At 71.6% G+C, this 25,951-nt stretch carries 23 protein-coding genes; 22 read left to right on the top strand and 1 reads right to left on the bottom strand.

Going from position 1 to position 25,951, the window contains the following annotated elements; genetic code table 11:
• Positions 1-16: 16 nt before the first annotated feature.
• The 5 genes from BG418_RS02585 to BG418_RS02565 all read left to right on the top strand — a co-directional run bounded on the left by BG418_RS02585 (position 17) and on the right by BG418_RS02565 (position 7,067).
• On the top strand, positions 17-457 hold the full coding sequence (locus BG418_RS02585) for a GPW/gp25 family protein (protein ID WP_188271978.1): 441 nt from the start codon (positions 17-19) through the stop codon (positions 455-457).
• Positions 457-2,403 carry a putative baseplate assembly protein gene (locus tag BG418_RS02580; RefSeq protein ID WP_188271977.1) on the top strand — a complete coding sequence of 649 codons (1,947 nt, stop codon included), beginning with the start codon at positions 457-459 and terminating at the stop codon, positions 2,401-2,403. The genes BG418_RS02585 and BG418_RS02580 overlap by 1 nt, the downstream gene beginning before the upstream one ends.
• A complete protein-coding gene (locus BG418_RS02575; protein WP_188271976.1) occupies positions 2,400-2,969 on the top strand; it encodes a phage tail protein in 570 nt (189 codons plus the stop codon). The genes BG418_RS02580 and BG418_RS02575 overlap by 4 nt, the downstream gene beginning before the upstream one ends.
• Positions 2,970-2,972: 3 nt before the next feature.
• A complete protein-coding gene (locus BG418_RS02570; protein WP_188271975.1) occupies positions 2,973-4,262 on the top strand; it encodes a discoidin domain-containing protein in 1,290 nt (429 codons plus the stop codon).
• A gap of 159 nt (positions 4,263-4,421) precedes the next feature.
• Positions 4,422-7,067, top strand: coding sequence for a BTAD domain-containing putative transcriptional regulator (locus tag BG418_RS02565; RefSeq protein ID WP_317453471.1), 2,646 nt, complete (start codon positions 4,422-4,424; stop codon positions 7,065-7,067).
• Positions 7,068-7,178: 111 nt separating this feature from the next.
• Here BG418_RS02565 and BG418_RS02560 read toward each other — a convergent pair whose 3' ends face one another.
• Positions 7,179-8,369, bottom strand: a complete 1,191-nt coding sequence (locus BG418_RS02560; protein WP_188271973.1) for a 4-hydroxybenzoate 3-monooxygenase — start codon at positions 8,367-8,369, stop codon at positions 7,179-7,181.
• A gap of 367 nt (positions 8,370-8,736) precedes the next feature.
• On the opposite strand from BG418_RS02560, the gene BG418_RS02555 reads away from it, so the two are divergent.
• From BG418_RS02555 to BG418_RS02475, 17 genes are all read left to right on the top strand, one after another.
• Positions 8,737-9,705: a ParB/RepB/Spo0J family partition protein gene (locus BG418_RS02555; protein WP_188271972.1), complete on the top strand. Its 969-nt coding sequence runs from the start codon at positions 8,737-8,739 to the stop codon at positions 9,703-9,705.
• 317 nt (positions 9,706-10,022) lie between these two features.
• Positions 10,023-10,490, top strand: coding sequence for a hypothetical protein (locus BG418_RS02550; RefSeq protein ID WP_188271971.1), 468 nt, complete (start codon positions 10,023-10,025; stop codon positions 10,488-10,490).
• A complete protein-coding gene (gmd, locus tag BG418_RS02545) occupies positions 10,491-11,546 on the top strand; it encodes a GDP-mannose 4,6-dehydratase (protein WP_317453497.1) in 1,056 nt (351 codons plus the stop codon).
• Between the two features lie 88 nt (positions 11,547-11,634).
• Entirely contained in the window at positions 11,635-12,576 is a 942-nt protein-coding gene (locus BG418_RS40700) for an FkbM family methyltransferase (RefSeq protein ID WP_317453470.1), read from the top strand.
• Positions 12,569-14,308 (top strand): amidohydrolase family protein, encoded by a 1,740-nt coding sequence (locus BG418_RS02535; protein ID WP_188271969.1) that lies wholly within the window; start codon positions 12,569-12,571, stop codon positions 14,306-14,308. The genes BG418_RS40700 and BG418_RS02535 overlap by 8 nt, the downstream gene beginning before the upstream one ends.
• A 61-nt stretch (positions 14,309-14,369) precedes the next feature.
• Positions 14,370-15,614, top strand: coding sequence for an aminotransferase class III-fold pyridoxal phosphate-dependent enzyme (locus tag BG418_RS02530; protein WP_317453469.1), 1,245 nt, complete (start codon positions 14,370-14,372; stop codon positions 15,612-15,614).
• The gene (locus tag BG418_RS02525) at positions 15,614-15,874 is read left to right on the top strand and encodes an acyl carrier protein (RefSeq protein WP_188271968.1); all 261 of its coding nucleotides are present in this window, start codon (positions 15,614-15,616) and stop codon (positions 15,872-15,874) included. Before BG418_RS02530 ends, BG418_RS02525 begins: the two co-directional genes overlap by 1 nt.
• Positions 15,871-16,998 (top strand): beta-ketoacyl synthase N-terminal-like domain-containing protein, encoded by a 1,128-nt coding sequence (locus tag BG418_RS02520; protein ID WP_188271967.1) that lies wholly within the window; start codon positions 15,871-15,873, stop codon positions 16,996-16,998. Before BG418_RS02525 ends, BG418_RS02520 begins: the two co-directional genes overlap by 4 nt.
• A complete protein-coding gene (locus BG418_RS02515; RefSeq protein WP_188271966.1) occupies positions 16,998-17,753 on the top strand; it encodes a 3-oxoacyl-ACP synthase in 756 nt (251 codons plus the stop codon). Before BG418_RS02520 ends, BG418_RS02515 begins: the two co-directional genes overlap by 1 nt.
• A complete protein-coding gene (locus BG418_RS02510) occupies positions 17,750-19,108 on the top strand; it encodes a class I adenylate-forming enzyme family protein (protein ID WP_188271965.1) in 1,359 nt (452 codons plus the stop codon). The genes BG418_RS02515 and BG418_RS02510 overlap by 4 nt, the downstream gene beginning before the upstream one ends.
• A gap of 37 nt (positions 19,109-19,145) precedes the next feature.
• Positions 19,146-19,442 (top strand): acyl carrier protein, encoded by a 297-nt coding sequence (locus BG418_RS02505; RefSeq protein ID WP_188271964.1) that lies wholly within the window; start codon positions 19,146-19,148, stop codon positions 19,440-19,442.
• On the top strand, positions 19,439-20,482 hold the full coding sequence (locus tag BG418_RS02500; RefSeq protein ID WP_188271963.1) for a hypothetical protein: 1,044 nt from the start codon (positions 19,439-19,441) through the stop codon (positions 20,480-20,482). Before BG418_RS02505 ends, BG418_RS02500 begins: the two co-directional genes overlap by 4 nt.
• Positions 20,479-21,219, top strand: a complete 741-nt coding sequence (locus BG418_RS02495) for an SDR family NAD(P)-dependent oxidoreductase (protein ID WP_188271962.1) — start codon at positions 20,479-20,481, stop codon at positions 21,217-21,219. The genes BG418_RS02500 and BG418_RS02495 overlap by 4 nt, the downstream gene beginning before the upstream one ends.
• Before the next feature lie 25 nt (positions 21,220-21,244).
• On the top strand, positions 21,245-22,540 hold the full coding sequence (locus BG418_RS02490; protein ID WP_188271961.1) for a nucleotide disphospho-sugar-binding domain-containing protein: 1,296 nt from the start codon (positions 21,245-21,247) through the stop codon (positions 22,538-22,540).
• The gene (locus tag BG418_RS02485; RefSeq protein ID WP_188271960.1) at positions 22,537-23,532 is read left to right on the top strand and encodes a Gfo/Idh/MocA family oxidoreductase; all 996 of its coding nucleotides are present in this window, start codon (positions 22,537-22,539) and stop codon (positions 23,530-23,532) included. Before BG418_RS02490 ends, BG418_RS02485 begins: the two co-directional genes overlap by 4 nt.
• Positions 23,529-24,773, top strand: a complete 1,245-nt coding sequence (locus BG418_RS02480) for an MFS transporter (RefSeq protein ID WP_188271959.1) — start codon at positions 23,529-23,531, stop codon at positions 24,771-24,773. The genes BG418_RS02485 and BG418_RS02480 overlap by 4 nt, the downstream gene beginning before the upstream one ends.
• Before the next feature lie 6 nt (positions 24,774-24,779).
• On the top strand, positions 24,780-25,898 hold the full coding sequence (locus BG418_RS02475; RefSeq protein WP_188271958.1) for a hypothetical protein: 1,119 nt from the start codon (positions 24,780-24,782) through the stop codon (positions 25,896-25,898).
• Positions 25,899-25,951 lie beyond the last annotated feature (53 nt).

Raw genomic sequence — 25,951 nt, 5'->3', positions numbered from 1 at the left:
AGGAGTTGGGCGAGCAATGAGCGAACACTTCGTCGGCGCGGGCTGGGCCTTCCCGCTGCGCACCGACCCGGGCGGTGGTATCGCCCTGGCCCGCCGGGACCGCGAGATCGAGGAGTCCATGCGCCTGGTGCTGGCGACCGCGCCGGGTGAGCGGCCGATGCGTCCCGAGTTCGGCTGCGCCGTGCACGACCTGGTGTTCGCGCCGGCCAACGACGCGACCGCCGGGCGCATCCGGTACGAGGTGCGCGCCTCGCTCGACCGCTGGGAGCCCAGGATCGAGGTCCAGGAGGTCACGGTCACCCCGGCGCCGGACGAGCCGACCGTGCTCCACATCGACGTGCGGTACTCGGTGCGCGGCACCAACAACCCGCGCAGCCTCGTCTTCCCCTTCTATGTGATCCCCGACGAAGCCCCCGCCCCGGGGGACTCGGCAGCCGGCGAAAGCGAACGACACTGATGGCCCTGCCCGCACCCCACCTGGACGACCGCCGCTTCCAGCAGTTCGTCGACGACGCCAAGCGCTACATCCAGCAGCGCTGCCCCGAGTGGAGCGACCACAACGTCTCCGACCCCGGTGTCACGCTCATCGAGGCGGTCGCGCACATGGCCGACCAGTTGGTGTACCGCCTCAACCGGGTCCCGGAGAAGAACCAGCTGGCGTTCCTCGATCTGCTCGGCGTCACCCTCTTCCCGCCGTCCGCCGCGCGCGCCTCGGTCACGTTCTGGCTCTCCGCGCCGCAGCCGGAGTCCGTGGTGCTGCCCAGGGGTACGGAGGTGGCGACCGGCCGCACCGAGACGGAGGAGGCGGTCGTCTTCGCCACCGAGCAGGACCTGACGATCATTCCCTGCGAGCTCTCCCACGTACTGCGCCAGCCTGCCGGTGCGGCTCCCGAGGACTGCTCGCAGGACATGCTCGGCGGCACCGACGTGTCGGTGTTCACCCCGGCCCCGCTCCCCGGCGACGTGCTGCTCTTCGGCCTGTCCGCCGCCGTGCCCGACTGCACGGTCGCGCTGCGCCTGGAGAGCCGTGTCGACGGTGTCGGTGTCGACCCCCGTCAGCCGCCGCTGGTGTGGGAGGCGTGGACGGCGGACGGCTGGGCCGAGTGCGAGGTCGCCGAGGACTCCACCGGCGGCCTCAACCGCCCCGGCGAGGTGGTGCTGCACCTGCCGGGCGGCCACACCCTGAACCGGATGGGCCGCCTGGAGGCGGGCTGGCTGCGCTGCCGGGTCGTGTCGGCAGCGGCGGGCCAGCCGTTCTACAGTGTCTCGCCGACCGTGCGCGGCGCGTCCGCCTTCACCATCGGCGGTACGACCCCGGTCTCGCACGCGGAGTCGGTGCGCGACGAGTCCCTGGGCGAGTCCGAGGGTGTGCCCGGTCAGCGGCTGCGCCTGGCACACGCCCCGGTCGTCGGCGGGGTGCGTCTTGAGATCTCGGCGGGCGACGGCTGGGAGGAGTGGGAGCACGTCGGGGACTTCGCCGCGTCCGGCCCCTTCGACCGGCACTTCACCCTGGACGCGGCGACCGGCGAGCTCGCGTTCGGACCCGCCGTGCGCGAACCCGACGGCCTGCTGCGGCAGTTCGGGGCGGTGCCGGCCAAGGGCGCCACCATCAGGGCGGCCCGGTACGGCACCGGTGGCGGCCGGGCGGGCAATGTGGCGCGGGGCACGATCCAGGTGCTGCGCAGCTCCATCCCGTACATCGCCCGGGTCGAGAACCGGGAGGCGGCGCGCGGCGGTGTCGACGGCGAGACGGTCGAGGAGGCCAAGACCCGCGCGCCGATCGCGCTGCGCGCCCAGGAGCGGGCGGTGACCGCCCGCGACTACGAGGAGCTGGCGCGGCGGGCGGCCCCGGAGACCGCCCGGATCGCCTGTCTGGCGGCGGACGCGGCCGACGCGGGCGAGAACGCGGTGCGGGTGCTCGTGGTCCCGCAGGCGGTGCCCGACCGTGGCGGGCGGCTGCGGTTCGAGCAACTGGTCCCGGGCGACGAGCTGTTGGGGCGGGTGACCTCGTTCCTGGACGAGCGGCGCCCACTGGGCACCCGGCTCGCCGTCGGCCCACCGTTCTACCAGGGCGTCACCGTCGTCGCGACGCTGCACGCGTTCCGCGCCGCCAAGGCCGACCATGTGCGCGACGACGCGCTCAACGTCCTCTACTCGTATCTGGACCCGTTGACCGGCGGCGCCCACGGCACCGGCTGGCCCTTCGGGCGGCCGCTGCGGGCGGGCGAGATCTTCGCCGCGCTGCAACGCGTTCCGGGCGTGGAGCTGGTCGACGAGGTGCTGCTGCACTCGGCCGACCCGCTCACCGGCCGCCGGGGAGATGCCACCGACCGCATCGAACTCGCCCCGTCCGCCCTGCTGTTCCCCTTCGACCACCGCGTCCGCGTGATCGAGGCCCGATGAGCTCCCGGGGCACCGTCGAGGGACTCGGCTCCGCCCTGCCGCTGGGCGCCCAGCTCCCCGCCGTCTACGCCGACGACGACTTCGCGCAGCGCTTCGTGACGGGTCTGGACACGATCCTGGCCCCGCTGTTCACCGTGCTCGACTGCCTGGAGGCGTACTTCACGCCCGCGCTGGCCCCCGAGGACTTCGTGGACTGGCTGACCGGCTGGGTCGGCACCGAGCTCGACGGCACCGAGCCGTTGGCGGTGCGCCGCCACGCCGTCGCCACGGCGGTCTCGCTGCACCGGGTGCGCGGCACCGCCCGGGGTCTGTCCGAGGCCGTGGAACTGGCTTTCGGCGTACGTCCCGAGCTCACCGAGAGCGGCGGCGCGGCCTGGTCCGCGCGGCCGCTCGGGCCGTTTCCCGGCAAGCCGCGCGCCGCGCTCCATGTGACCCTGCGGGTCGCGGAGCCCGCCGAGGTCGACCCGTACCGCCTGCATGCCGTGGTCGCCGCGTCGCGGCCGGCCCACCTCCCCTTCACCGTCGAGGTGACCTCCTCGACGTCATCGCTTCCGGAAGGCCGTTGAGACATGTCCGCCACCCTTTCGTGCCCCGACTGCGGAACCCCGGCCCGCCCGATGGGCCAGTCATTCTGCGACACCTGCGGGGCGTTCCTGAAATGGGAGACCAGTGCGACGCCGCCGGCTCCCGCCGGTTCGGCCACGCCGGACACGTCCCCGGCGGCGGAAACCCCCGCACCGGCGTCCGCTGCCGAGCCGCCCGCCACGCCCGCGCCCGCGCGAAGGCCCGCGCCCGCATCCACATCTACCGCCGCATCTGCACCCGCCACCGCTCACGACAAGACGGCGCCGCCGCAGAACGCCGAGCCGGAAACCGCCCCACTCCCGGCGGTGGCCGCCCAACCCGACCGGCCCGCCCGCGAGGAGACGACCGCACCGCTGCCCGCCGTACGGGAACGGGAATCCGAAACGGCCGCCGCACGGGAGCGGGACTCCGAAGCCGCCGCCACACGGACGCGGGAGTCCGAGGCCGCCCGGGCCCTGCTCGTCCCCGTCCCCGAGCCGACCGCCCCGACGCCGCCGCAGGAGCCCGGCACGGTGCTGCCCGCCCGCCCGGAAGCGGCGCGTCCCCGTGTGCGCGCCGCACAGCCCGCGCCCGAGCCGGAGGACGGCACCCCGTGTCGCGGATGCGGCGCGCCCAACAGGCCGCACCGCCACTTCTGCCGCAGCTGCGCCAACCCGCTCGACCCCCGCCCGGCCGACACCGCGTCGGGCCCGTACGCGGGTCAGCGTCCGGCACTCCACCGCGACCGCACCCGCTGGGTGGCGCGGGCCCTGCTCATCGCCGGTGCCGTCACGCTGGTCGTCGGCGGTGTGCTCGGCGGTCCCCCGGCCGCCCGGGCCGTGCAGGACCACTTCTCCAAGCGCGTCGCGGTCCACCCCACCGCCTGGCAGGCGTCCCACTCGGCCGCCGGGCACGGCCCGGAGCTCGCCTTCGACAGCTATTCCAACACCTGGTGGGGCAGTGGTTACGGCGGCGACTCTGCGGGCCAGTACCTGGAGGCCACCTTCGGCCAGCCCACCGACCTACTGGCGCTGATCGTCACCCCGGGCACCTCCAAGCGCTCGGGCCAGCAGGCCGAACAGGCCCGCCCGCAGGAGTTCGACCTGCTGGTCACCGACTCCGGCGGCAAGACCCACACCTCGCACCACGTCATCGACGACGGCGGCGTCCAGCGCGTCGACGTGCGCGTACGGGACGCGGTGACCGCGCGGCTGGTGCTGCGCTCGGCGTACGGCGCCACGAAGGACAAGCAAGTGGCCATCGCGGAGCTGGAGTTCTTCAGCCGCGCCAAGTGACGACGGCGGGTCGGGGCCACACGGCCCCGACCCCATCAGCGTCTGCTTACGGACATACCGCACCCTCCCGTCACCCCGCCCGGCCACCCCACGTATCCTCGAATACCGGTACGAACGGGCCGCAGTGGTCCGGAGGGGTGGGGCGCATTGGACTTCCGCGTGCTCGGAAGCGTGGCGGTGGCGACCGAGGACGGCGAGCTCCTTCCGCTCGGCCCGGTCAAACGCCGCAGCCTCCTCGCGATGCTGCTGCTCCACCCCAACCAGCCCGTCACCCTGGACCGGCTCACCGAGGCGCTGTGGGACACCGAGCCACCCACCCACTCCCGTACCGTCCTGCAAGGTCATGTCTCGCAGCTGCGCGCGCTGCTGGCCGCGCGCGGCGCCCGGACGTACGGGATCGAGCTCGCGACCCTGGAGTCGGCCTACGTACTGCGGCTGCCCGAGACGCTGGTGGACGCGCACCGCTTCGAGGAGCTGGTCCAGCTCGCCCGGGGGCGGCGCAGTCCCGGTGACGCGGTGCTTCTGCTGCGTGAGGCGCTGGCCCTGTGGCAGGGTCCCGCACTCACCGACACCGTGGCGAGCCCTCCCCTCGAAGCCCCCGCGCACGCCCTCGAAGAGCTGCGGCTCTCGGCGGTGGAGGCGCTGGCCGCCGCGTACGGGGAACTCGGCGAGCACGGCAAGGCCGCCGCCGTGCTGCGTACCGAGGCCGTCGCGCATCCGCTGCGCGAACCGCTGTCGGCCGCGCTCATGCTGGCCCTCGCCCGCTCCGGTCAGCGCTCCGACGCGCTCGACTGGTTCCAGCGCACCCGGCGCCTGCTCGCCGACGAACTGGGCGTCGACCCCGGCCCCCAGCTCACCGACGCCTACACCACCGTCCTCGACATCGGCGCGCCCGACGCCGTCGAGTCTCCCGCTGTGCCCGAGCCCGAGCCGGTCGCGGCCGTGCCCGACATGCTGCCGCGCAGGCCTCGTGGTTTCGCGGGCCGGCTGGCCGAACTGACCGCGCTGACCCGGGTGGCCACCGGTCCGCACAGCCCGATCGCCCTGGTGACCGGCGGTGCGGGCGTCGGCAAGACCGCGCTCGCCGTGCACTGGGCGTACGAGCACGCGGCGGCGTTTCCCGACGGCAGGCTCTTCGCCGATCTGTGCGGCTACAGCGACACCCCGACTCCGCAGACCACGGTCGTCCTGCACGAGTTCCTGCTCGCGCTCGGTGTTCCGGTGCGCCGGATTCCCGACACCGAGGCCGGGATGGGGTCGCTGTACCGGTCCCTCACGGCGGGGCGCCGCATCCTCGTCGTCCTGGACAACGCCCGTAACTCGGATCAGATCCGCCCGCTGCTGCCCGGCGGCGACGACAGCGCCACCCTGGTCACCAGCCGTGACCGGCTCGGCGGTCTGATCGCCAGCGACGCGGCCCGGCCGGTGCGGCTCGGCGAGCTGCCCGCCGACGACTGCGCCGCGCTGCTGGGCGCGGTGCTCGGCGAGGACCGCGTCGTTGCCGAACCGGACGCGGCGAGGCGCCTTGCCGCGCTCTGCGACGGCCTGCCGCTGGCCCTGCGGATCACGGCCGCCCGCCTCACCACCCGGCCGCGGGCGACGCTGGCCGCGCTCGCCACCGAACTCGCCGACGAGCAGCGGCGGTTGGGCCTGATGAACATCGAGGACACGGGGGTGGCCGCCGCCCTCGGCCTCACCGTCCACCAGCTCCCCGAGCACGCCCGGCGCATGTTCCACTCCCTGGGCCTGCACACCGGCCCCCGCCTGGACCGCTACGCCGCCGCCGCGCTCGCCGACTGCACCCCCGACCACGCCTGGTCCGCGCTCGACCGGCTCGCCGACGCCCACCTCATCGTCGACTCCGGGCTCCCGTCCGACGCGTACACCCTGCACGATCTGGTACGTCTGTACGCCCGCACCCTCGCCCCGCAGGCCGACCCCGGCGCCCTGACCCGGCTGCTCGACCACTATCTGCACACCGGTCTGATCGCCACCGCCACCGCCGAACCCTCCAGTCAGCCCTGTTTCACCCTGCCCGCCACCTATCGGCGCCCGCCCGCAGTGAGGGAGTTCGAGAACCGGCAGGACGCGCTGTCCTGGTTCGAGGCCGAGCGGGCGACCCTGCTCGGCGCGGCCACCGCCGCCGCGGCGGCCCAGTTGCACGACCGGGTCTGGCGCCTGGTCCTGCTCCAGTGGCCGCTGATCGTGTGGCGGGTGCGCGACGGATGGGTCCCGCTGCTCGAACAGGCCCTGGAATCAGCGGAGTTGGACCACGATCTGGACGCGCAGTCCCGCACGCGCGCCCTGCTCGGGTGGGTGCTGCACGAGGAGGAGCGCTACGAGGAGGCGCTGGAGCATCTGCGTGCGGCGCCCGAACTCGCGCACCGGGCAGGGGACTTGACCAGCGAGGCCATCGCCCGTATCAACCTCGCCCTAGCCCTCGCCGCGTACGACGAACACGAGCAGGCCCTGGAGCTGGTCACGCACGCCCTCGACCTGGCCCGGCGAGGTCGCGACCGCTCCACCGAGATGCTCGCCCACCAGCACCTCGCCCGCCACTTCCTGCGCACCGGCGCCCCGCAGCAGGCGTTGGAGCACGCCTCGCTCGGCCTCGAACTCGGCCCCTCGCTGGACGCGGCCCCCCGCCGCGTCCTGCTGCGTACGGCCTACGGCGAGGCACTGGCCGGTCTCGGCCGCGCCGAAGAGGCCCGCCGCCAGCTCACCGAGGCATTGCACGAGGCGAAGACCCACGGATTCGAGGAAGGCGCGACGGCGGCCGAGGCGGCCCTCGCCGAACTGGACTGACTTAACGTTCCTCGTCGCCCGGCCACTGGAACCGGCGCGAAGCAGCCCGGGAGGGCGTGGCCGCGCGCCCCGGAGGTCGCGAACACGTCGCCCACGGCTCCCCCCGGCGCGCTATCCGGCGCTCCATCCGGTGTACGCCTCGGCGAGATACGTCGACCCGGCGGTGGAGTCCACCACCCCGGCCAGCTCGCCGAGTTGGCGGCGTACGTCGAAGTCGGTGGAGCCGGGCACGCGGTGCAGCATGGTCGTCATCCAGTACGAGAAGTGCTGGGCCCGCCACACGCGGCGCAGCGCACGCGGGCCGTACTCGTCGAGGACACCGTGGTCGCGCTTGGCGAGGGCTCTCTCCAGCACCTCGGCGAGCACCCGTACATCGGCCAGCGCCAGGTTGAGCCCCTTGGCCCCGGTGGGCGGGACGGTGTGTGCGGCGTCCCCGGCCAGCAGCATGTTGCCGTATCTCATCGGCTCGCACACGAAGCTGCGGAAGCGCAGGACCGAGCGGTCGGTCACCGGGCCCTCTTTGAGGGAGAACCCGTCGGCGCCGTACACCCGTTGCTGGAGTTCCGCCCAGATCCGGTCCTCGGACCAGGCGGCCGGGTCCTCGTCGGGGTCGCACTGGAAGTACATGCGCTGGACGGACTCGGTGCGCTGGCTGATGAGCGCGAAACCGTGCTCGGAGTGGGTGTAGACGAGTTCGGCGGCGCTGGGCGGGGCCTCGACGAGGACGCCGAACCAGGCGAAGGGGTACTCGCGGAAGAAGTGCGTACGCGCCGCCTCGGGCACCGCGGCCCGGCACACTCCACGCGACCCGTCGGCGCCGACCAGTATGTCGCAGCGCACTTCCTGGGTCACACCGTCGGCGTCGGTGAACAGGATTCCCGGGCGGTCGCCGGTCAGATCGACCACGCGTGTCCCGGTGACGCCGAAGCGGACGTCCGAGCCGCCGCGCTCGCGGGCGTCGGCGAGGTCGGTGAACACATCCGTCTGCGGGTAGAGCCATACGTTGCTGCCGACCAGCGCCTCGAAGTCGACGCGGTGGCTCTCGCCGCCGAAGCGCAGCTCGATGCCCGCGTGCGGGCGGCCCTCGCGGTGCACCCGGTCGGACACCCCGCTCTCGGTGAGCAGCCGGACGTTGCCGGCCTCCAGGATGCCCGCGCGGCTGGTGGCCTCGATCGCGGGCCGGGTGCGGTGGTCGACCACCACCGAGTCGATGCCCGCGCGGGCCAGCAGGTGCGACAGCATCAGACCGGCCGGGCCCGCGCCGACTATGCCGACGGTGGTCCGGGTGTGGGCGGGAGCCATGGCTCGTCCCTTTCAGATCGGATCGGTCGGCAAACTCGGCGAAGTCGGCGAAGAGGACGACATGCCCGTCCGCCTCCCTCAACTGGAGCGTAGAGCAGGACTGTTGTCCGCCGCCGCTGTGCGACCGTACGGGCCTGCTCAGCACCGTCGACGATGATCAGGACTGTCCGAAACGGAACTTGCACCTCCTCCTGCGGCTGGCGAAGGTTGAAAGCAGTACCTCGCAGACCGAAAGGGGAGTTCAGTGGCCTCCACCCACCCCGAGGGTCGCCCGGGCAGGCAGGCGCGAGGGAACCGGAGTACGGACTCCCGCCACGACGTCCACATCGAGTGAGCGGGAGATGACACCACCAGGGCTTGGGGGATCATGTCGACAGTTCCCGACTTATCACATGAGGACCGCGCCGATCACTTCCTTCCGCTCCAGCGATACCTCAGCGAGTACTGCGTCTCCGTCCCCATCGGGTCGCTGCTCCCCGCGGACTCCCCGCGCCTCCAGGGCGAGGACATGGAGCACGTACGGCTGATGGCCGAGCTGGACGACGAGCTGCAACCCATCGTCGTGCACAAGGAATCCATGCGGGTGATCGACGGTATGCACCGCCTGCGGGCGGGCGCCGAGCGCGGTGACACCACCATTCGGGCCCGCTACTTCTCGGGAAGCGCCAGCGAGGCCTTCCTGTTCGCCGTCCAGTCGAACACGAGGCACGGGCTGCCGCTCTCCCGCGCGGACCGCAGAGCCGCGGCGATGAGAATCATCGAGAGCTTCCCGACGATGTCGGACCGCGCCCTGTCGAAGTTCACCGGCCTGGCCCAGCAGACCGTCGCCAAGATCCGGCAGCAGCTGCCGACGGGCGGGGCCGGGCAACCGAGGATCGGGGTGGACGGACGCGCCCGGCCCGTGAACCCCAAGGAGAACCGAAGGATCGCCGAACAGTATCTCCACGACAACCCCCACGCCTCCCTGCGGGAGATCGCGAGAGCGGCCAACATCTCCCCGTCGACCGCCCAGGACGTACGGCGGCGCGCCACCGAGCAGCACGGCTCACCCGAACTGCCACCGCCCCCACCCACCCCCCTCCACCGCACGGACGCCCACCCCGCCGGCTCCGAGCACCTGCGCCATCTGGAGCTCCTGGCCCGCGACCCGTCCGTACGGCACACCGACGCCGGCCGCATGCTGGTGCAGTGGCTGCGCCTCACAGCGGCGATCAGCAAGAACCACAAGACCATTGTGAACAGCGTCCCCGAGCACTGCACCGGGATCGCGGCACGGGCCATGCGCGTGTGCGTGGCCAACCTGGAGGAATTCGCCCGAAGGCTGGAGCAGCGGTAACTCCGGCGCGGCAATCGGGAAAACCGGTGCACCGGTTGGAACGATATTCGGCCACACCTTTCCGCGTGGTGTTCGGTTGCACAATGTTGTGCAGTCGAACACCGCCCGCCGAACACCTTCCGTGACCTTCTGTCGCCTTCCGTCGAACACTGCTTGACCGGTCACTTCGGAAACTCCTAGCCTTCTCGGCACATGATCAATCCCGAGTGAACGGAATCGCCAGGAGCCCCCATTGCACTGGTCGCTTTGCAGCGCGGAACGGTCGTGACATGACACAACGGCTCACCCCATTCTCCTCCGCTCCCCCACACACGAGAATGCTCGTCTGTACGGACGGGTCGACCACCCTGCTCCTCAACGCCCTTGTCGGCGAGGGGCTGAGCGTACGGGTCGACCATCAGCGGCAGATTCCCGCCGCGCAGGTCCAGCGCATCGGCTGCCACATCCTGGGCGCCGCACCGAACGCCCTGGTGGTCGACCGCCAGTCCCGCATCCTCACCCCGGACAGCGACGTCATCAGCGTGAACCGGGTCGTCATCGCCGGACCGCACAGCGACCGGCTGATACCGCCGCCAGATGAACTCCTCGGCCCCTACCTGAAGAAGTCGGGACTTGCGATGAAGCGGGAGGCGATCGCCGCGGCACTCGACACCTGGCCGCTCAGCGGCGACGCCTCGCCCGAATGCGCCAGCAAGGAATACATCATCGACTGCGGCGACGCGGGACGGGTGTACATACACGAGAAGTTCAATCCCAGGTATGTACCTCTGGAAAAGGACGGGTGAATTGGTGTGAAGCGGGCGCTGATTACCGGCATCACAGGTCAGGACGGTTCGTATCTCGCCGACTTGCTGCTGGACAAGGGTTATGAAGTCCATGGGATAGTCCGCCGCAGCTCCACCTTCAACACCCGACGCCTCGACCACATCTACCGCGATCCGCACGAGGCCGGGCGGCGGTTGATCCTGCACTACGGCGACGTCAGCGACGCAAGCCGGCTGGTGACCCTGCTCGCCCGCATCCGACCGGACGAGGTCTACCATCTGGCCGCGCAATCGCATGTACGGGTGAGTTTCGACGAGCCGGAGAACACCGGCAACATCACCGGTATCGGCACCACTCGATTACTCGAAGCCATTCTCATGTCCGCGCAGGACATCCGCTATTACCAGGCCTCCTCGTCGGAGATGTTCGGCGCCACACCGCCGCCCCAGCACGAACAGACTGCCTTCCACCCGCGCAGCCCCTACGGCGCGGCGAAGGTCTACAGCTACTGGATGACCCGCAACTACCGTGAGGCGTACGGGCTGTTCGCGGTCAACGGCATCCTCTTCAACCACGAGTCGCCCCGGCGCGGCGAGACGTTCGTGACCCGGAAGATCGCCCGGGCGGCGGCGCGCATCAAGAGCGGCCTCGACAAACACCTCTACCTCGGCAACATCGACGCCGTCCGCGACTGGGGTTACGCCCCGGAGTACGTCGAGGGCATGTGGCGCATGCTCCAGCGCGATGAGCCGGACGACTATGTGCTGGCCACCGGAGTCGGCTCCACCGTGCGGGAGTTCGCCGAGCACTGCTTCTCCCACGTCGGCCTCGACTGGCGCAGCCATGTCCGCTACGACGAGGCGTACGTGCGCCCGACGGAGGTGGACGCCCTGGTCGGCGACGCCACCAAGGCACGTACGGCGCTGGGTTGGACCGCGCAGACCTCGGTGGACCGGCTGGCCCAGATCATGGTCGACGCCGAACTCGCCCGGATCGGCGCGAGCACCCGCGAGCCCCTGAGCGCGATCCCCTTCGCGGACTCCCGGGCACACCACGAGCGCGTCAGAGGGGTGTGACCCCGCGCGCACACCACATGCGCGTCCGCACAGGTCCCACCCCGCACCCACCGCACCGCACCCCCGTCCCCCGCATCCGGAGCAGTCTGTGATCACAACCGACCGAACCGCATGGCGAACCGCGCTCGACCGGCGCTCGCACACCGCCGGGATCCGCGGGTTCGCCCAGCGTCTGCGCCACCCGGTCAGGACCTCGTACCCGAGCACCCGCGCACTGCGGGCGCGTCGACACCGCGGCGAGGGCCACCCCTCGACCGCGAGGACCTTCTGGGGTCACGAGATGTCGATCGCGCTCCCCGAGGAAGTGTCCATCTCCATTCACCGCTACGGGTTCGTCGACTACGACCTCACCGCGTTCCTCCTCTCCCATCTGCGCCCCGGCGCGACGGTCCTCGACGTCGGCGCCCACATCGGCTACTACACGATGTGGGCGAGCGCCCTGGTCGGCGGCGCCGGGAAGGTGGTGGCCTTCGAGCCGACGCCCTCGACCCTGTCGGTGCTGTGGCGCAACGCCGACCGGCTGCCCAACGCCTCGGTGGTGCCCGCGGCGGTCTGGTCCAAGCGGGAAGAGCTCGTCTTCCACGACCACGGACTCGGCTACAGCGCCTACAACTCCGCGTTCCAGGCCCGGCTGCCCGACGCCGTCCGGGCACGGATCCCGTCCAAGGCGTTCACCGTGGAGGCGATCTGCCTGGACGACTACGTACGCGCCGAGGGGATGACCGTCGACTTCGTGAAGATCGACACCGAGAGCGCGGAGGCACACGTCCTGAGCGGTATGCGCGAGCTGCTGAGCGACCAACGGCCCGTCGTCTCCCTGGAGGTGGGCGACCTCGACGTGCCCGGCGCACCGACCAGCCGGGAGCTGGTCGACACGCTGATGGCCACCGGCTACGAGCCGTGGGAGCTGCGCGGCGGCGTCCCCGTACCCCATCGGCCGCAGACCCACTACGCGTACCAGAACCTGCTCTTCGCGCCGGTGGGCCAGTGGCACGCATCCGACACGAGGAGGCCGGATCACCATGCATGACCTGATCATCCGCAATGGCTCGCTGTACGACGGGTCCGGCATGCCCGCCCGTACCGGCGATGTCGCGGTGGACCACGGTGTGATCACCAAGGTCGGGCGGGTCACCGAGCGGGGCCGGACCGAGATCGACGCCTACGGCCATCTCGTCACCCCCGGTTTCGTCGACATCCACACCCACTTCGACGGGCAGGTCAGCTGGGACCCCCAGCTCACCCCGAGCTGCTGGCACGGTGTCACCTCGGTGGTGATGGGCAACTGCGGGGTGGGTTTCGCCCCTGCGCGACCGGACCGCCACGACTGGCTCATCGGGCTGATGGAGGGCGTCGAGGACATCCCCGGCGCGTCGCTGTCCGAGGGCATCACCTGGGAGTGGGAGACGTTTCCCGACTACCTGAACGCCGTGGAGCGCGTCCCCCGCGTACTCGATGTCGCGGCCCAGGTCCCGCACGGCGCGCTGCGCGCATACGTGATGGGCGAGCGGGGCGCCGACAACCAACCGCCCACCGAGGACGACCTGCGGCGGATGTGCGCGCTGGTCCGTGAGGGGCTGGATGCGGGGGCCATCGGGTTCTCCACCTCGCGCACGCTGACCCATCTGGCGATCACCGGCGCCCCGGTGCCGGGCACGTTCGCCGCCGAGGACGAGCTGTTCGCGCTCGGCGGGGTGCTCGGTGAAGCCGGTACCGGGGTGTTCCAGCTGGTGCCGTTGGGCGCGGGCGGCGAGAAGGTCGACGATCCGCTCGGCGAGATCAAGTGGATGCGCAGGCTGTCGGCGGCGGTCGGGCGCCCGATCACGTTCGGGCTGTTCCAGAACGACAACGACCCCGACGGCTGGCGCGAGTTGCTGCAGATCGCCGAGGACGCGGTGGCGGAGGGCGCGGACCTGCATCCGCAGGTGGCGGGGCGGCCGTTCAGCGTCATCATCAGCCTCGACTCGACCCACCCCTTCCACAAACGGCCCTCGTACAAGAAGATCGCCCATCTGCCCGCGCCCGAGCGGCGGGCGGCGATGCGCGACCCGGTACTGCGGGAGCGGCTCCTCGCCGAGCGGCCGGAGAACGCCGACCCGCGCTCGGCGCTGTTCCCGCAGGGATACGAGCGACACTTCCCGATGAACGCGACCGCGCCGGACTACGAGCCCGCCGCCGACCAGTCCTTCGACGCCCTCGCCCGGCGCACCGGGCAGAACCCGGAAGCGCTCATCTACGACTTCCTCACCTCCGAGGACACCAGCGGGATGATCTTCCGGCCGCTGCTCGGGTACGCGGAGTACACCCTCGACCCGATCCGCGAGATGCTGCTGCACCCCCAGGCGGTGCTCGGACTCAGCGACGCGGGCGCGCACTGCCGGCTCATCTGCGACGCCAGTACGCCGACGTCGATGCTGACGCACTGGGCGCGCGATCGCAGCCGGGGTGCGCGGCTCCCGCTGGAGTACGTGATCAGGAAGCAGACCTCGGAGCCCGCGCGGCTGTACGGGCTGCGCGACCGGGGGCTGCTGCGCCCCGGCTACCGGGCCGACATCAACGTCATCGACTTCGACCGGCTCAGCCTGCGCTCCCCCGAGTTCGTCCACGACCTGCCCGCCGGTGGCGGCCGCCTCATCCAGCGGGCGGACGGCTACGCGGCCACCGTGGTCGCGGGTGAGATCACCTTCCGCGACGGCGAGGCCACCGGCGCGCTGCCCGGCGGGCTCGTGCGCGGGACCCGGTCGGGCCCGGTCGTGCTGTGAGCGCCAACTCCCGTCCCGTACGGGCGAACAGAGGACGTCAAGCTACCGAGGGGACCACGCCGTGACCGAAGTGACCGATGTGACCGGAGAGCTCCGGCTCGACAACTCGATGAAGTTGCTCGCGCGCGGCCGCCTCGTCGACGCGACGCTGTCCGAGAAGGACTACGTCATCGAGCGGGACCGGCTGGTGGACGGCGCCTACCCCGTCTACGGCGAGCGGGCCAGGGGCGCCCGGATCTGGGACGCCGACGGGAACGAATACCTCGACTACATCCTGGCGTACGGCACGATCATCCTCGGCCACGCCGACCCGGTGGTGACGGAGGCCGCGCTGCGGGAGATCGAGGAGGGATTCTCGATCACGCTGCGCAAGCGGACGCAGATCGAACTCGCCGAGCGCCTGGTGCAGATCATCCCCGGCGCGGAGCGGGTGTTCCTGCTCAAGACCGGCTCGGACGCCACCAGCGCCGCCGTCCGCCTCGCCCGCGCGTACACCGGTCGGGACAGGGTGGTGCGCTGGGGCTACAACGGCTGGCACGACTGGGCCGCCCAGCGTCCGGGCGGAATCCCCGACACGGTACGGACCCAGGTCGACACCTTCCGGTACAACGACCTCGACAGCCTGCGGGAGGTCTTCCTCCGGTATCCGGGGCAGATCGCCTGTCTGCTCCTGATGCCGTTCGAACTCGACAGCCCCGAACCCGGCTTCCTCCAGGGCGCCGTCGAACTCGCCCATGACCACGGTGCGTTGGTGGTCTTCGACGAGATGCGCTCCGGTTTCCGAGTCGCGCTGGGCGGGGCGCAGGAGCTGTTCGGTGTACGGGCCGACCTCGCCACGTTCAGCAAGGCGATGGCGAACGGCTGGGCGGTCTCGGCGCTGACCGGCCGGGCCGATGTGATGGCCATGGTCGGCCGGACGCATATCTCCTCCACGTTCTACTCCAACACCGTGGCGATGGCCGCGGCGGTGGCGACGATGGACCAACTCGCCGACGGCGTGGCACTGGAGAAGGTGCGCCGCCTCGGTGTCCGGCTGCAGAGCGGACTGAGCGAGCTCATACAACGGCACGGTGTACCGGCCGAGGTGCGCGGTGTGCCGCAGATGCCGTTCCTCACCTTCTCCCACCCGGACCCGGCCCGCGCCCGACTGATGCAGGACACCTTCTTCACCAACACCACCCGCCGAGGCGTACTGCTGCACCCGACCCACCACTGGTTCATCTGCGCCGCCACCACCGACGCCGACCTCGACCACACCCTGGCGGCCTGCGACGAGGCGTTCCGGGCCGCGGCGAAGGTGGCGTGATGGTGGACACCCACACCCATCAGGCGATGCTGGCCCGCGTACGGGCCAAGCTCGCCCACCAGTTGCAGGAGGACCCGAGCCTGCCGTGGCTGAGCGACACCGAGCCGCTGGCGCCCGCCGGAGTCGACTCGGTCCAGCTCATCTCGGTGGTCGGGGAGCTGGAGCAGGAGCTGGGCGTGGCCCTGCCGGACGACGCCGTACTCCAGTCCGCGAGCATCAGCTCGCTGGCCACGGCCCTGAGCCGGGGGGAGCGGCGATGAGCGGCACGGGTCCGACCGTCGCCGTCACCGGGCTCGGTGTGTGCGGCCCGGGCGGGGTCGGTGTGTCCGCGCTGTGGGAGGCGCTGGCCACCGGGCGGGCCAACCACCCACCCATCACCGCCTTCGACGCCTCCGGCGCCACCCTCGGCGCGGCCGGTCAGGTGCCGGGGCACACCGGCGGGGACGGGGTCTGGCGCGCGCTCGACCTCGCCGAGACCGCCGTGCGGGAAGCCCTCGACGGCGTGGGCGAGCGCGAGCACGTCGCGCTGGTCCTGGGCACCACCGACCCCGGTGTGGTCCCGCCCCGGCCGGGGCACTTCACCGGTGATCTGGCCGCGTCCTGCGCCGACCGGACGGGCCTCGGCGGCGAGGCCATCACCCTCGCCAACGCCTCAGCTTCCGGCGCCGCAGCCATTGCGGTCGCCCGCGACCTGGTGGCGCTCGGCGACGCACCGACTGCCGTGGTCGGCGGCGCCGACGCCGTGACCGACATGGCGTTCCTGGGCCTCAACTCACTGCGTACGCTCGGCCCCGAGGGCTGCCGCCCGTTCAGCACCGAGCGGCGGGGCATCGGCGTGTCCGAGGGCGCGGCGGTCCTGCGGCTCGAACTCCTCGACGACATCGGGCCGGACAGCGCCGAACCCCTGGCCGTGCTCGCGGGCTGCGGGCTGACCAACGCCACCGGTCACCTCGCCGCCCCGGGCGCCGACGGCATCGAGCTGGCCGTACGGCTCGCCCTGGCCGACGCGGGCCTCGAACCCGAGGACATCGACTTCGTCAACACCCATGGCCCGGGCACCCGACGCGGCGACACCGCCGAGATCGAGGCGCTGCGCGCGGTGTTCGGGCCACGGCTCGGCTCGATACCGGTCAACAGCGTGAAGGGCGTGCTCTGGCATCTGCAAGGAGCCGCGGGCGCCATCGAGGCGATGGCGTGTGTGCTGTCGCTGACGCACGGCGCGGTCACCCCCACCTGGGGCGCCGAGCCGGTCGACCCGATCTGTGCCGACCTCGACCTGGTCCTGGACGACGGCCCACGGCCGCTGCCGGGACTGCGGACCGCGCTGAGCGTGTCCTGTGGTCTGGGCGGTATGAACACCGCACTCGTCTTCCGGAGGCCCTGATGGACGACTCGGTCGTGATCACCGCCGTGGCCTCGGGCGAGGTCGACACCGCAGAGCTGTGGCAGGCGCACGGCGCGGGCCCCGACGGCTGGCGGGACGTGAACAAGTGGACCCGCGAACTACCCGAGCGCATCGCCGAGTTGGCGGGCCAGGCACTCGCGGGCGCGGGCGCCCCGGACCCGTCCGACACCGCCTGCGTCATCGGTTCGGTATATGGCTCGGGGCAGGTGGCCGAGACCATGCGCGCCCGGCTGGACGCGGGTGCGCGCTCGTCGCTGGCGCCCGAGTCCTTCCTGTACTTCAACGCGCACGGCGTGACGTCCCTGATCTGTCTGCGCCACCGTCTGCGCGGCTACTGCGCCACGGTGCTCGGACCCGGCGCGGGCCTTCAGGCCCTCGCCCTCGGCCAGCGCCGACTCCGCCTCGCGGACGACGGCCCGGTGCTGTGCGGCGCGTACGAGCTGCTCAGCCCCGCCGCAGCCAAGGCGTGCGGGAGCGAGCCGGTGACCGGGCGGGCAGCGTTCCTGGTCCTGGAGACGGCCGCGCGGGCGCACGAACGGGGCGTCAAGGTGCTCGCCCGTCTCGGCCCCGTCGAGACAGGCCCGCCGTCGACCTCGCGTACTTCCGACGTACGCGCGACCGCCCCGCTGGCCGAACTGGCGGCGGCGCTCACCGACGGGCCTGCCACCACGACAGTGACCGCGTCGAACCATCGGCACGGCTACCGCTGCACCGCGTACAAGGAGGGAGGATGACCGTGGACGACACACTGCCGGAGGTCCTGGCCGGACACCGCCGCGCCGGGCGGGGCGACCGTCTCGCCCTGGTGGACCAGCGGCGCTCGGTGACGTATGCCGAGCTGGAACGTGAAGTAGCCGAGCGGGTACGGGAGTTACGGTCATCGGGTGTCGGCCCGGGGAGCCGGGTCGGCCTGGTCCTCACCTCCCTCCTCGACTCGGTCGTGGACTTCGCGGCGGCCACCTCCCTGCATGCCGCCGTGCTGGTGCTCCAGGAGCACGCCGCCGACGCCGAACGTTCGGCCGCGCTCGCCGACTTCGGTGCCGAGATCGGCCTCGCGGCCGGTCTGATGACCCGGTTGAGGTCGACCGGGCCCGGCGGGGGCGACCCGGCGTTCGCGGTGACGAGCTCGGGAACCAGTGGGCGGCCGAAGGTGATCTCCCGCGAGTGGTCGGGAACCCTGCGCAACTCGGCTGCCTTCGCCCAGGGGTTCGGTTTCGACGCCGATGACGTGGTGCTCACCACCAGCCCGCTCGGCCACAGTTACGCGATCGAGGCGGGCACCCTGGCCGTACTGTCCGCCGGAGCGTGTCAGGTGGTGCCGTCAGGACCGCTGACACCCGCGCGAGCGGTGGCTCTCGTGGAGCGCCACCGACCCACCGTCCTGCAGAGCGTTCCGCTGATCCTGGACTGGTGGGGCCGAGGCGGGGTGCCTCACGCGGGCTCCTGGAAGCGGTGTGTCAGCGCGGGCGAAGCCCTCCCGGCGCGGGCCGCCGCACCCTGGCAGGAAGCGGGCGTCGCCGTGTACGACCACTACGGCAACTCCGAGCTCGGCCAGCTCACCCTCAACCCGGTCGGCGGCACCCCCGGCGTCGGATATCCGCTGCCCGGCGTCGAGTTGAAGGCGGGCAGCGGCGAGCCGGGACCGGTGGCGGCGCGCTTCCCGGGCCTCTTCCCCGTACGAATGGAGGAAGGGCACGCGATACCGCTCGCCGACGACGAGGGCTGGGTCACCACCGGCGACCTCGGGGTGCTCGACGACAACGGACTCCGGCTCACCGGCCGCAGCGACCTGCTCATCAACATCGGCGGGAACAAGGTCTCGCCGGTCGAGGTGGAGACCGTCCTGCGCGGGATGCCCGGGGTGCACGACTGCGCCGTGGTGGGGCGGCCGGGGCCCTCGGGCGAGAACCAGGTGTGGGCCTTCGTCGAGGCCGCCGCCGACGAGTTCGACGCCGCGTCCCTGCGCCGCCGGGCCGGGGAACAGCTGATGACGGTGAAGGTGCCGGCGGTGATCCGCCGGGTCGACCAACTGCCCCGCACGGGCAGCGGCAAGATCCGCCGGGGTGCGCTGCTGGAAGACGGCAACTGACGCCCCCGGCACACCCGACAAGGAGAAGGAGAACCACATGACCAACAGCGCCGACGCACAGCCCGTGCCCGCCGACCGGCAGCACGTCATGGAGCTCATCACCACCGTGCTCGCGGAGCGTCCCCATGTGCCGGACCAGCTCAGCGAGACCACCCGGCTCGACGAGATCGGCATCGACTCGCTGGACCTGATCGTGGTGCTCTCCCGCTTCGAGGAGAAGTGGGGTGTGCCCTACAGCGGCGACGAGACCGACTGGACGGCCTTCGACAACCTCGGGCACCTGGCCGATACCCTGGTCGCCCGGGCCCGTACCGCCGCCCGAGAAGCACGATGACCGGCACGACGGCTCCCCGGTTCGACCAGTTGGGGGCGCTGGGATGGCAGGACCGCGCGCTGGACGGGCTGAACTGCGTGCTGCGCTGCGTCGAGTCCGTCCTGCAGTCCCGGGGGCTCGACCCGCTGGCGGTCGCCCGCGCTCTGAACGGCCCGCTGGACCCGGTGGGCCGGGATCTGGCGAAGGACTTCGACGGCTGCCGGGTGGACTACCGCACCGAGTTCGACGACGGCACCCGTAACGTGCCGTTCGTCCTCGACAGTCTCGCTGCGGGCGAGCCGGTGATGGTGCTGCCGGACCGGTACCACCTGCCCGGCGATGTGTACGAGGGCCGTTTCCACTTCCACGACCACGCGGTGCTGGCGGTGGACTGGTCACCGCACGACAGCGTCATGACGGTCCTGGACACCGATGCCGCCCCGGACGGGGGCTTTCGGCGGTACTGGACGCTGACGCCCGCGCTGCGGTCGCTGTTCACCTGGGTGGGCACGGTCACGGTCACCGACGCACCGGACCACACCGACCCGGCGCAGTACTTCGCCGAACGCCTGGACCGCGACACCGCGCTCCTTTCGGTGGGCGTGGACGCCCTCGGCGGGCTCATCGACGAGCTCACCGAGACGGGACTCGGGCCGGTGACGGCACGGGCCCTGCATGTGCTGGTGCTCGGCGACATCCAGCCCCAGCTCTTCATCTACGCCAACGCGCTCGCCGTGGCCCCTGCCCCGGGCGAGTCCCTGGCCCTGCCCCCGGAGGTCGCGGCGGTGCGAACTGCCGCACTGGAAGCCCGAGTTCATGCCATGCGACTCGGTATCGCGTTGATCGCGGCGCACGAGAAGCCGGATCCGCTCGCGGTCTACCCCCGCGTCCTGGAGCTGGGCCGTCCGCTGCGGGCCGCCCTCGACCGGCTGCGGGAGGCCCTGGTCGCCGCAGGGGGCCGGGAGGGACCGGCCGACCCTGGGGCGTCGGCCCGGATGCGGGCGCGGTTCGCGCACATCGAGAGCACCTGCTTCCCCGTACGCGAGGACGCGCGGGCGTGAGCAAGCGGGTGGCCTTGGTGACCGGGGGTTCCGGCCCCCTCGGCGGAGCGATCGCGCACGCCCTGGCCCTGTCGGGTTACGCGGTGGGGGTGCACGCACACCGCAATGAGCAGGCGGCGAAAGCCCTGGTCGGCGAGGTGCGGGCAACGGGCGCGGAGGCGGTCGCGGTGTCGGGCGACCTGTCGCGCCCGGGTAGCGGCGAGCAGGTCGTCGGGCGGGTCGTCGAGGAGTTCGGGCGGCTCGACGCGCTCGTGGTCAACGCCGGGGTCCACCACGACCGGCTGCTCCTCAACACATCGGAGGAGGAGTGGGACGAGCAGCTCGCGGTCAACCTGAGCGGGGCGTTCCGCTGTCTGCGGGCCGGGGTGAAAGCCATGACCCGGCACACGGGCGGGCGGATCGTCCTCGTCTCGTCGGTGGCGGGGCTGCGCGGCCAGCCGGGCCAGGCGGCGTACGCGGCAAGCAAGTCCGGTCTGCACGGCCTGACTTGGACGACCGCCAGGGAGTACGGACGGTTCGGGATCACCTGCAACTGCGTGGCCCCCGGACTGATCGCCGACACCCCCGCGTACGACGGTATGCCAGTGGCGGCGCGGGACGGTGTGGTGGGCCGGACGCCGCTGGGCCGGGCGGGCCGGGTCGAGGAGATCGCCTCGGTGGTGGCTTTCCTGTGCTCCGAGGCGGCGTCGTACGTCACCGGGCAGGTCATCGCGGTGGACGGCGGGATGACGACATGAGGACGAACGACGAGCAGGAGGACGTGTGAGCGAGCGAGTGTTGTTCTTCCCCTGGGGCTGGGGAGGCGGCGCGGCCTACACGGGCCGGTGCCTCGCGCTGGCCTCGGCGCTTGCCGAGGCGGCTGATGAGGTGGCGTTCGCGGACTGCGGCATCAACGCCATGGTGCGCGAGGCGGGCTTCCCGGTCCTCGACTCCGAGCCCGAGGCCCCCCGACCGCCCGACCGGCACCCCATGCCGCCGTATCTGCCGTTCGCCGATGTGGAGCGGGTGTTCGCGGTCGCGGCGACGTATCACCGGATCGAGCGGGTGCGGAGCCGGATCGCGGCGGACGCCGAACTCATCGAGAAATACCGTCCGACGCTCGTCGTCATCGACATGTGCCCGACCGCCGCTCTCGCCGCACGGGCCGCAGGTATCCCCGTGGTCTCGCTGGCGGACGCGGACTTCATCACTCCCCAGGCCAACGGGTGGATGCCCTGGTCGACGGTCGCGCCGCGCGACCTGTTGCCGCATCCGTCGAGCCTGCCGGTGTGGGACGAGGTGTCGCGGGAGCTGAGCCTCGGTCCGGTGGAGCGGGCGGAGCACCTGCTGTGGGGCGAGGTCACCCTGGTGTCCAGCCTGTCCGACCTGGAACCGCTCGACGGCCCGCCGCAACGGGGCGAGCTGCATTACGTCGGACCGATGTACTGGAATCCGGTGGCCGCCACCGACGGCCCCGCTCCCCCGCGTACGGACCGACCCAAGGTGTACGTCACCATCGGCAGCGGCGGGACGGTGGGCCGACAGGCGCTGCAGAACGTACTGGACGCGTGCGCGGACCAACCATGGAGCGTCTACGTCTCCAGCGGCTTCGCGTTCGAGGGTGACCTGGAGATACCGGACAACGTCACGGTGGCGGGCTTCACCGGTCTGGACACCCCGCTGGACTGGGCCGACGTGGTGGTCAACCACGGAGGTTCGGCCACGGTCCTCGCCACCCTGCTGCACGGCAAACCCTCGGTCGTGATGCCGTTCATGTCCGAACAGGAGATGAACGGACGGCAGTTGGTCGAGGCAACGGGAGCGGGTGTCCTGCTGCGGACCAGCGAGACCACCCCGCACGGCCGCCTCACCTTCCGCGACCGGTACTCCGGCCCGTCCGACCAACCCTGCGTACGCGTCGAGGATGTCCGGCGCGGCATCGCCGAGGTCCTGGACGATGCCGGGTTCACCGAGCGGGCGACGTACTGGGGTGCCCGGCTGCGCGCGTGCCGTGAGACGACCGACCTGGCCGCCCTCGCCCATTCCGCTGTCGCCCGGACCGTGGAGGTGCGCCGATGAGTACGGGATTGGTCGTCGGCATCGTGGGCTGCGGTCAGATCGGCGCGATGTACGCCGAACACCTCGACGCGCTCGGCTCGCACCGCCTGATCTGCGTGGACGCGGACCGCGACCGCGCGGAGAAGGTGGCGCGCTCGGTGACTTTTGGGAGCGTCGCGGGATCGGTCGGCGAGCTGCTGGCCCTCGGCTGCGACGCCGCGCTGGTGACGGCGGCCACCACCAGCCACCCCGAACTCGTCGGCGCGCTGATCGAGGCCGGGGTGCCGACACTCTGCGAGAAACCGCTGGCCATCGACCTCGCGCGGACCGAAAAACTCGGCAGAACGGCCGAAGAACGCGGAGTGCCTCTGTGGGTGGGGTTCCAGCGGCACTTCGACCCCGGCTTCGCCGATCTGCGGGCGCGTACGGTCGCAGGAGAGCTCGGCCGTGTGCAGCTGCTCCGACTGGTCTCGCACGATGTGTCGCTGCCGCCCATCGCCCGGCTGCGCGAGAGCGGTTCGATCTTCACCGACCTGATGCTGCACGACTTCGACATGGTGCGGTGGCTCACCGGCCGCAGGATCGTCCAGGTCGTCGCCGACGGCTCCGCGCTGTCCGGGCCCGAGCTGGCGGACATCGGTGACTTCGACACGGTCACGGCGATGGTCCGGCTCGACGACGGCACCCTGGCCGCACTCTCCGCAGGACGCTGGCAGCCCGTGGGCTATGACGTCCGCGCCGAAGTGCTGGGCGAACGGGGCAACATGGCGGCCGGACTGACCCACGCGGAGGCACCCGTCGGGGTGGGAAGCATCAACACCGCGCAATTCAACGGGTATTGGGACCGCTTCGCCACCGCCTACCGCGAACAAGCCCGCGCGTTCCTGGCCATGGCGGCAGGCGGGCCGAACGACCCGGCCGCGGGCGGCTGGCGCGACTCCCACGACGCGCTGCGCTGCGCGCTGGCCGCCGAGCGATCGGCCAGATCGGGATCGGTCCCGGTGGCGCCATGACCGTGACCCTCGCGACCGAGTCCGACCGCGAGCGGGACTTCCGCCTGCTGTGGATCGGCAGCGGGATCAGCCAGCTGTGCGGGATGGCGACGGTGGTCGCCTTCCCGCTGCTCGCCGCCCAGACCCTCGGGGCGAGCGTCGGCCAGGTCGGGCTCATCACCGCCGCCGGGTATCTGCCTTGGCTGATCCTGACCCTGCCGGCCGGCGTGTACAGCGCGCGGCTGCCGCCGAGGACGATGCTGCTCCTGGCCGACCTCGGCCGGGCGGCGATCGTGACCATGGTGCCGATCCTGTCGGCGACCGGCCATCTCGCCCTGTGGCACCTCTATCTGTCCAACGTCCTGGTCAGCTGTGCGACGGTGTTCTACGAGATCGTGTATCTGTCCATGCCGCCACGGATGTTACCGAAGGACAAACTCGTCTACGGCAACATACGGCTGCAGGTCGCCCGCGCGGTGTCGCTCGCGTTCGGGCCGACGGTGGCGGGTTTCACCGTGCAGCTGCTCGGAGCCGAGCACGCTCCGCTGCTCAACTCGGCGGGCTTCGTCGCGTCCGCGTCCTGCAACCTGATGATGCGCTCCCACGTCGAGGCCACCACCAACGCGACGTGCGGGGAGGGTCTGTGGGCCGAACTTGCCGAGGCCGTACGGTTCATCAAGCGGCGGCGGGTGCTGCTGGCCTCCATCGCCGGCTCGGCCGTCGGCAATTGCTGCTTCGCCGCGTACGAGGCGCTGGTCGTCATCTTCCTGGCCGACGACGTCGGGATCGCCCCGGGCACCCTGGGCATGCTGCTCGGGTCGGTGGGCATCGGCGGGCTGATCGGGGCGTTCAGCGCGGGCCGCGTCAGCCGCCGCCTGGGCACCGCACGCGCCGTCTGGGTCCCGGCCGCCGTCCTCGCCCCGGCGGGGTTGCTGCTGCCCCTGACCCGGCCCGGCTCGGGGTTGCTGCTGTTCCTGTGCGGTGCGCTGCTGTTCCACGCCGGTTTCTCCGTGTTCACGGTCGGCCAGGCAACGCTCGTACAACTCCTCACACCGCCCGATCTGCTGCAACGGACCGTCGCCTGCGTCCGGTTCATCAGCCGCGGCATGCTCTTCTTCGGCGGCCTCGTCGGCGGCGGCCTCGGGAGCCTGTTCGGCCCACGGCTCGGTTTGACCGTCGTGATGTTCCTCTGGCTCAGCGCCCCGCTCATCACCGCCTCCTCCCGCCTGCGGAACTGGCGGGACATCCCCACTTTGGAGTGACCACACATGTCCACCGAAGCGATCGACATCGTCATCACCACCATCGGCTCCGGATCGTTCCTGGAGCACTACGCCGACACCCTCGCCGAGAGCGGTGCCCGACTCGTCGTCATACCCGACCGCAAGACGCCCAAGTCGTTCTACGAAGCCTGTGACAAGGCCCGCGCCCGGGGCGCCACGGTCGTCTCCCCCGATATCGAGGAGCAGGACCGGCTGCTGGCGAAGCTCGGTGTGCCCGAGCTGATCCCGTACGACTCCGACAACCGCCGCAACATCGGCTATCTGCTGTCGTACGCGAACGGCAGTGCCCTGGCCGTCTCGATGGACGACGACAACCTGCCGATCGACCGCCCGTTCCTCGACGAGCACCGCATCGTCCTCCAGGGTCCGGTGCGCCACCCCGTGGTGTCGGCGGCCGACGGTTGGTTCAACGCGTGCGATCTGCTCACCGTGGACCCCTGCCGGGTCTTCCCCCGGGGTTTCCCCTACGGGCCCCGGGAGAGCGCGACCGAGGTCACCACCACCGAAGAGGTGGCGGATGTGCGTGTCAACGCCGGGCTGTGGCTGGACGATCCCGATGTGGACGCGGTGACCCGGCTCGCGGTCCGGCCGAGGGTGACCGCGTACAACGGCAAACCCGCCGTACTGGCCAAGAACACCTGGTGCCCCGTCAACTCCCAGAACACCGCCGTGCACCACGACGCCCTGCCCGCGTACTACTTCCTGCGCATGGGTCAGCCCATCGGCGGCGCGGCGGTGGAGCGCTTCGGTGACATCTTCAGCGGGTACTTCGTCGCCGCGTGCGCCAAACATCTGGGCCACTCGGTGCGGTTCGGCGGTCCGCTGGTCAACCATGAGCGCAATGAACACGACCTGCTCAACGACCTCACCATCGAGCTGCCCGCGATCCGGTTCATGGACGAACTCCTGGAGTGGCTACGGGTGTTCCCGCTGCAGGGCAGCGACTACCGCGAGGCGTACGAATCCCTCAGCCACGGCTTGCAGGACTTCGCCGAGCAGGCCCGGGGCCGGGCCTGGTCGCCCGAGGCACGGGCGTTCCTGCACCGCAGCGCCCACCTCATGCGTACCTGGCTGACGGCCGTCCGCCGTGTCGACGGCAGCTGAGGAACACACGCGTGCGGCGCGGGGAATCCGCCCGGACTCCCCGCGCCGCACCT

The sequence above is a fragment of the Streptomyces sp. CBMA152 genome (genome assembly GCF_014596475.1).
In the GTDB taxonomy this organism is placed as follows: Bacteria; Actinomycetota; Actinomycetes; order Streptomycetales; family Streptomycetaceae; genus Streptomyces.
The sequence above is the reverse complement of the archived record's forward strand: the minus strand, read 5'-3'. Positions and strand labels throughout refer to the sequence as shown.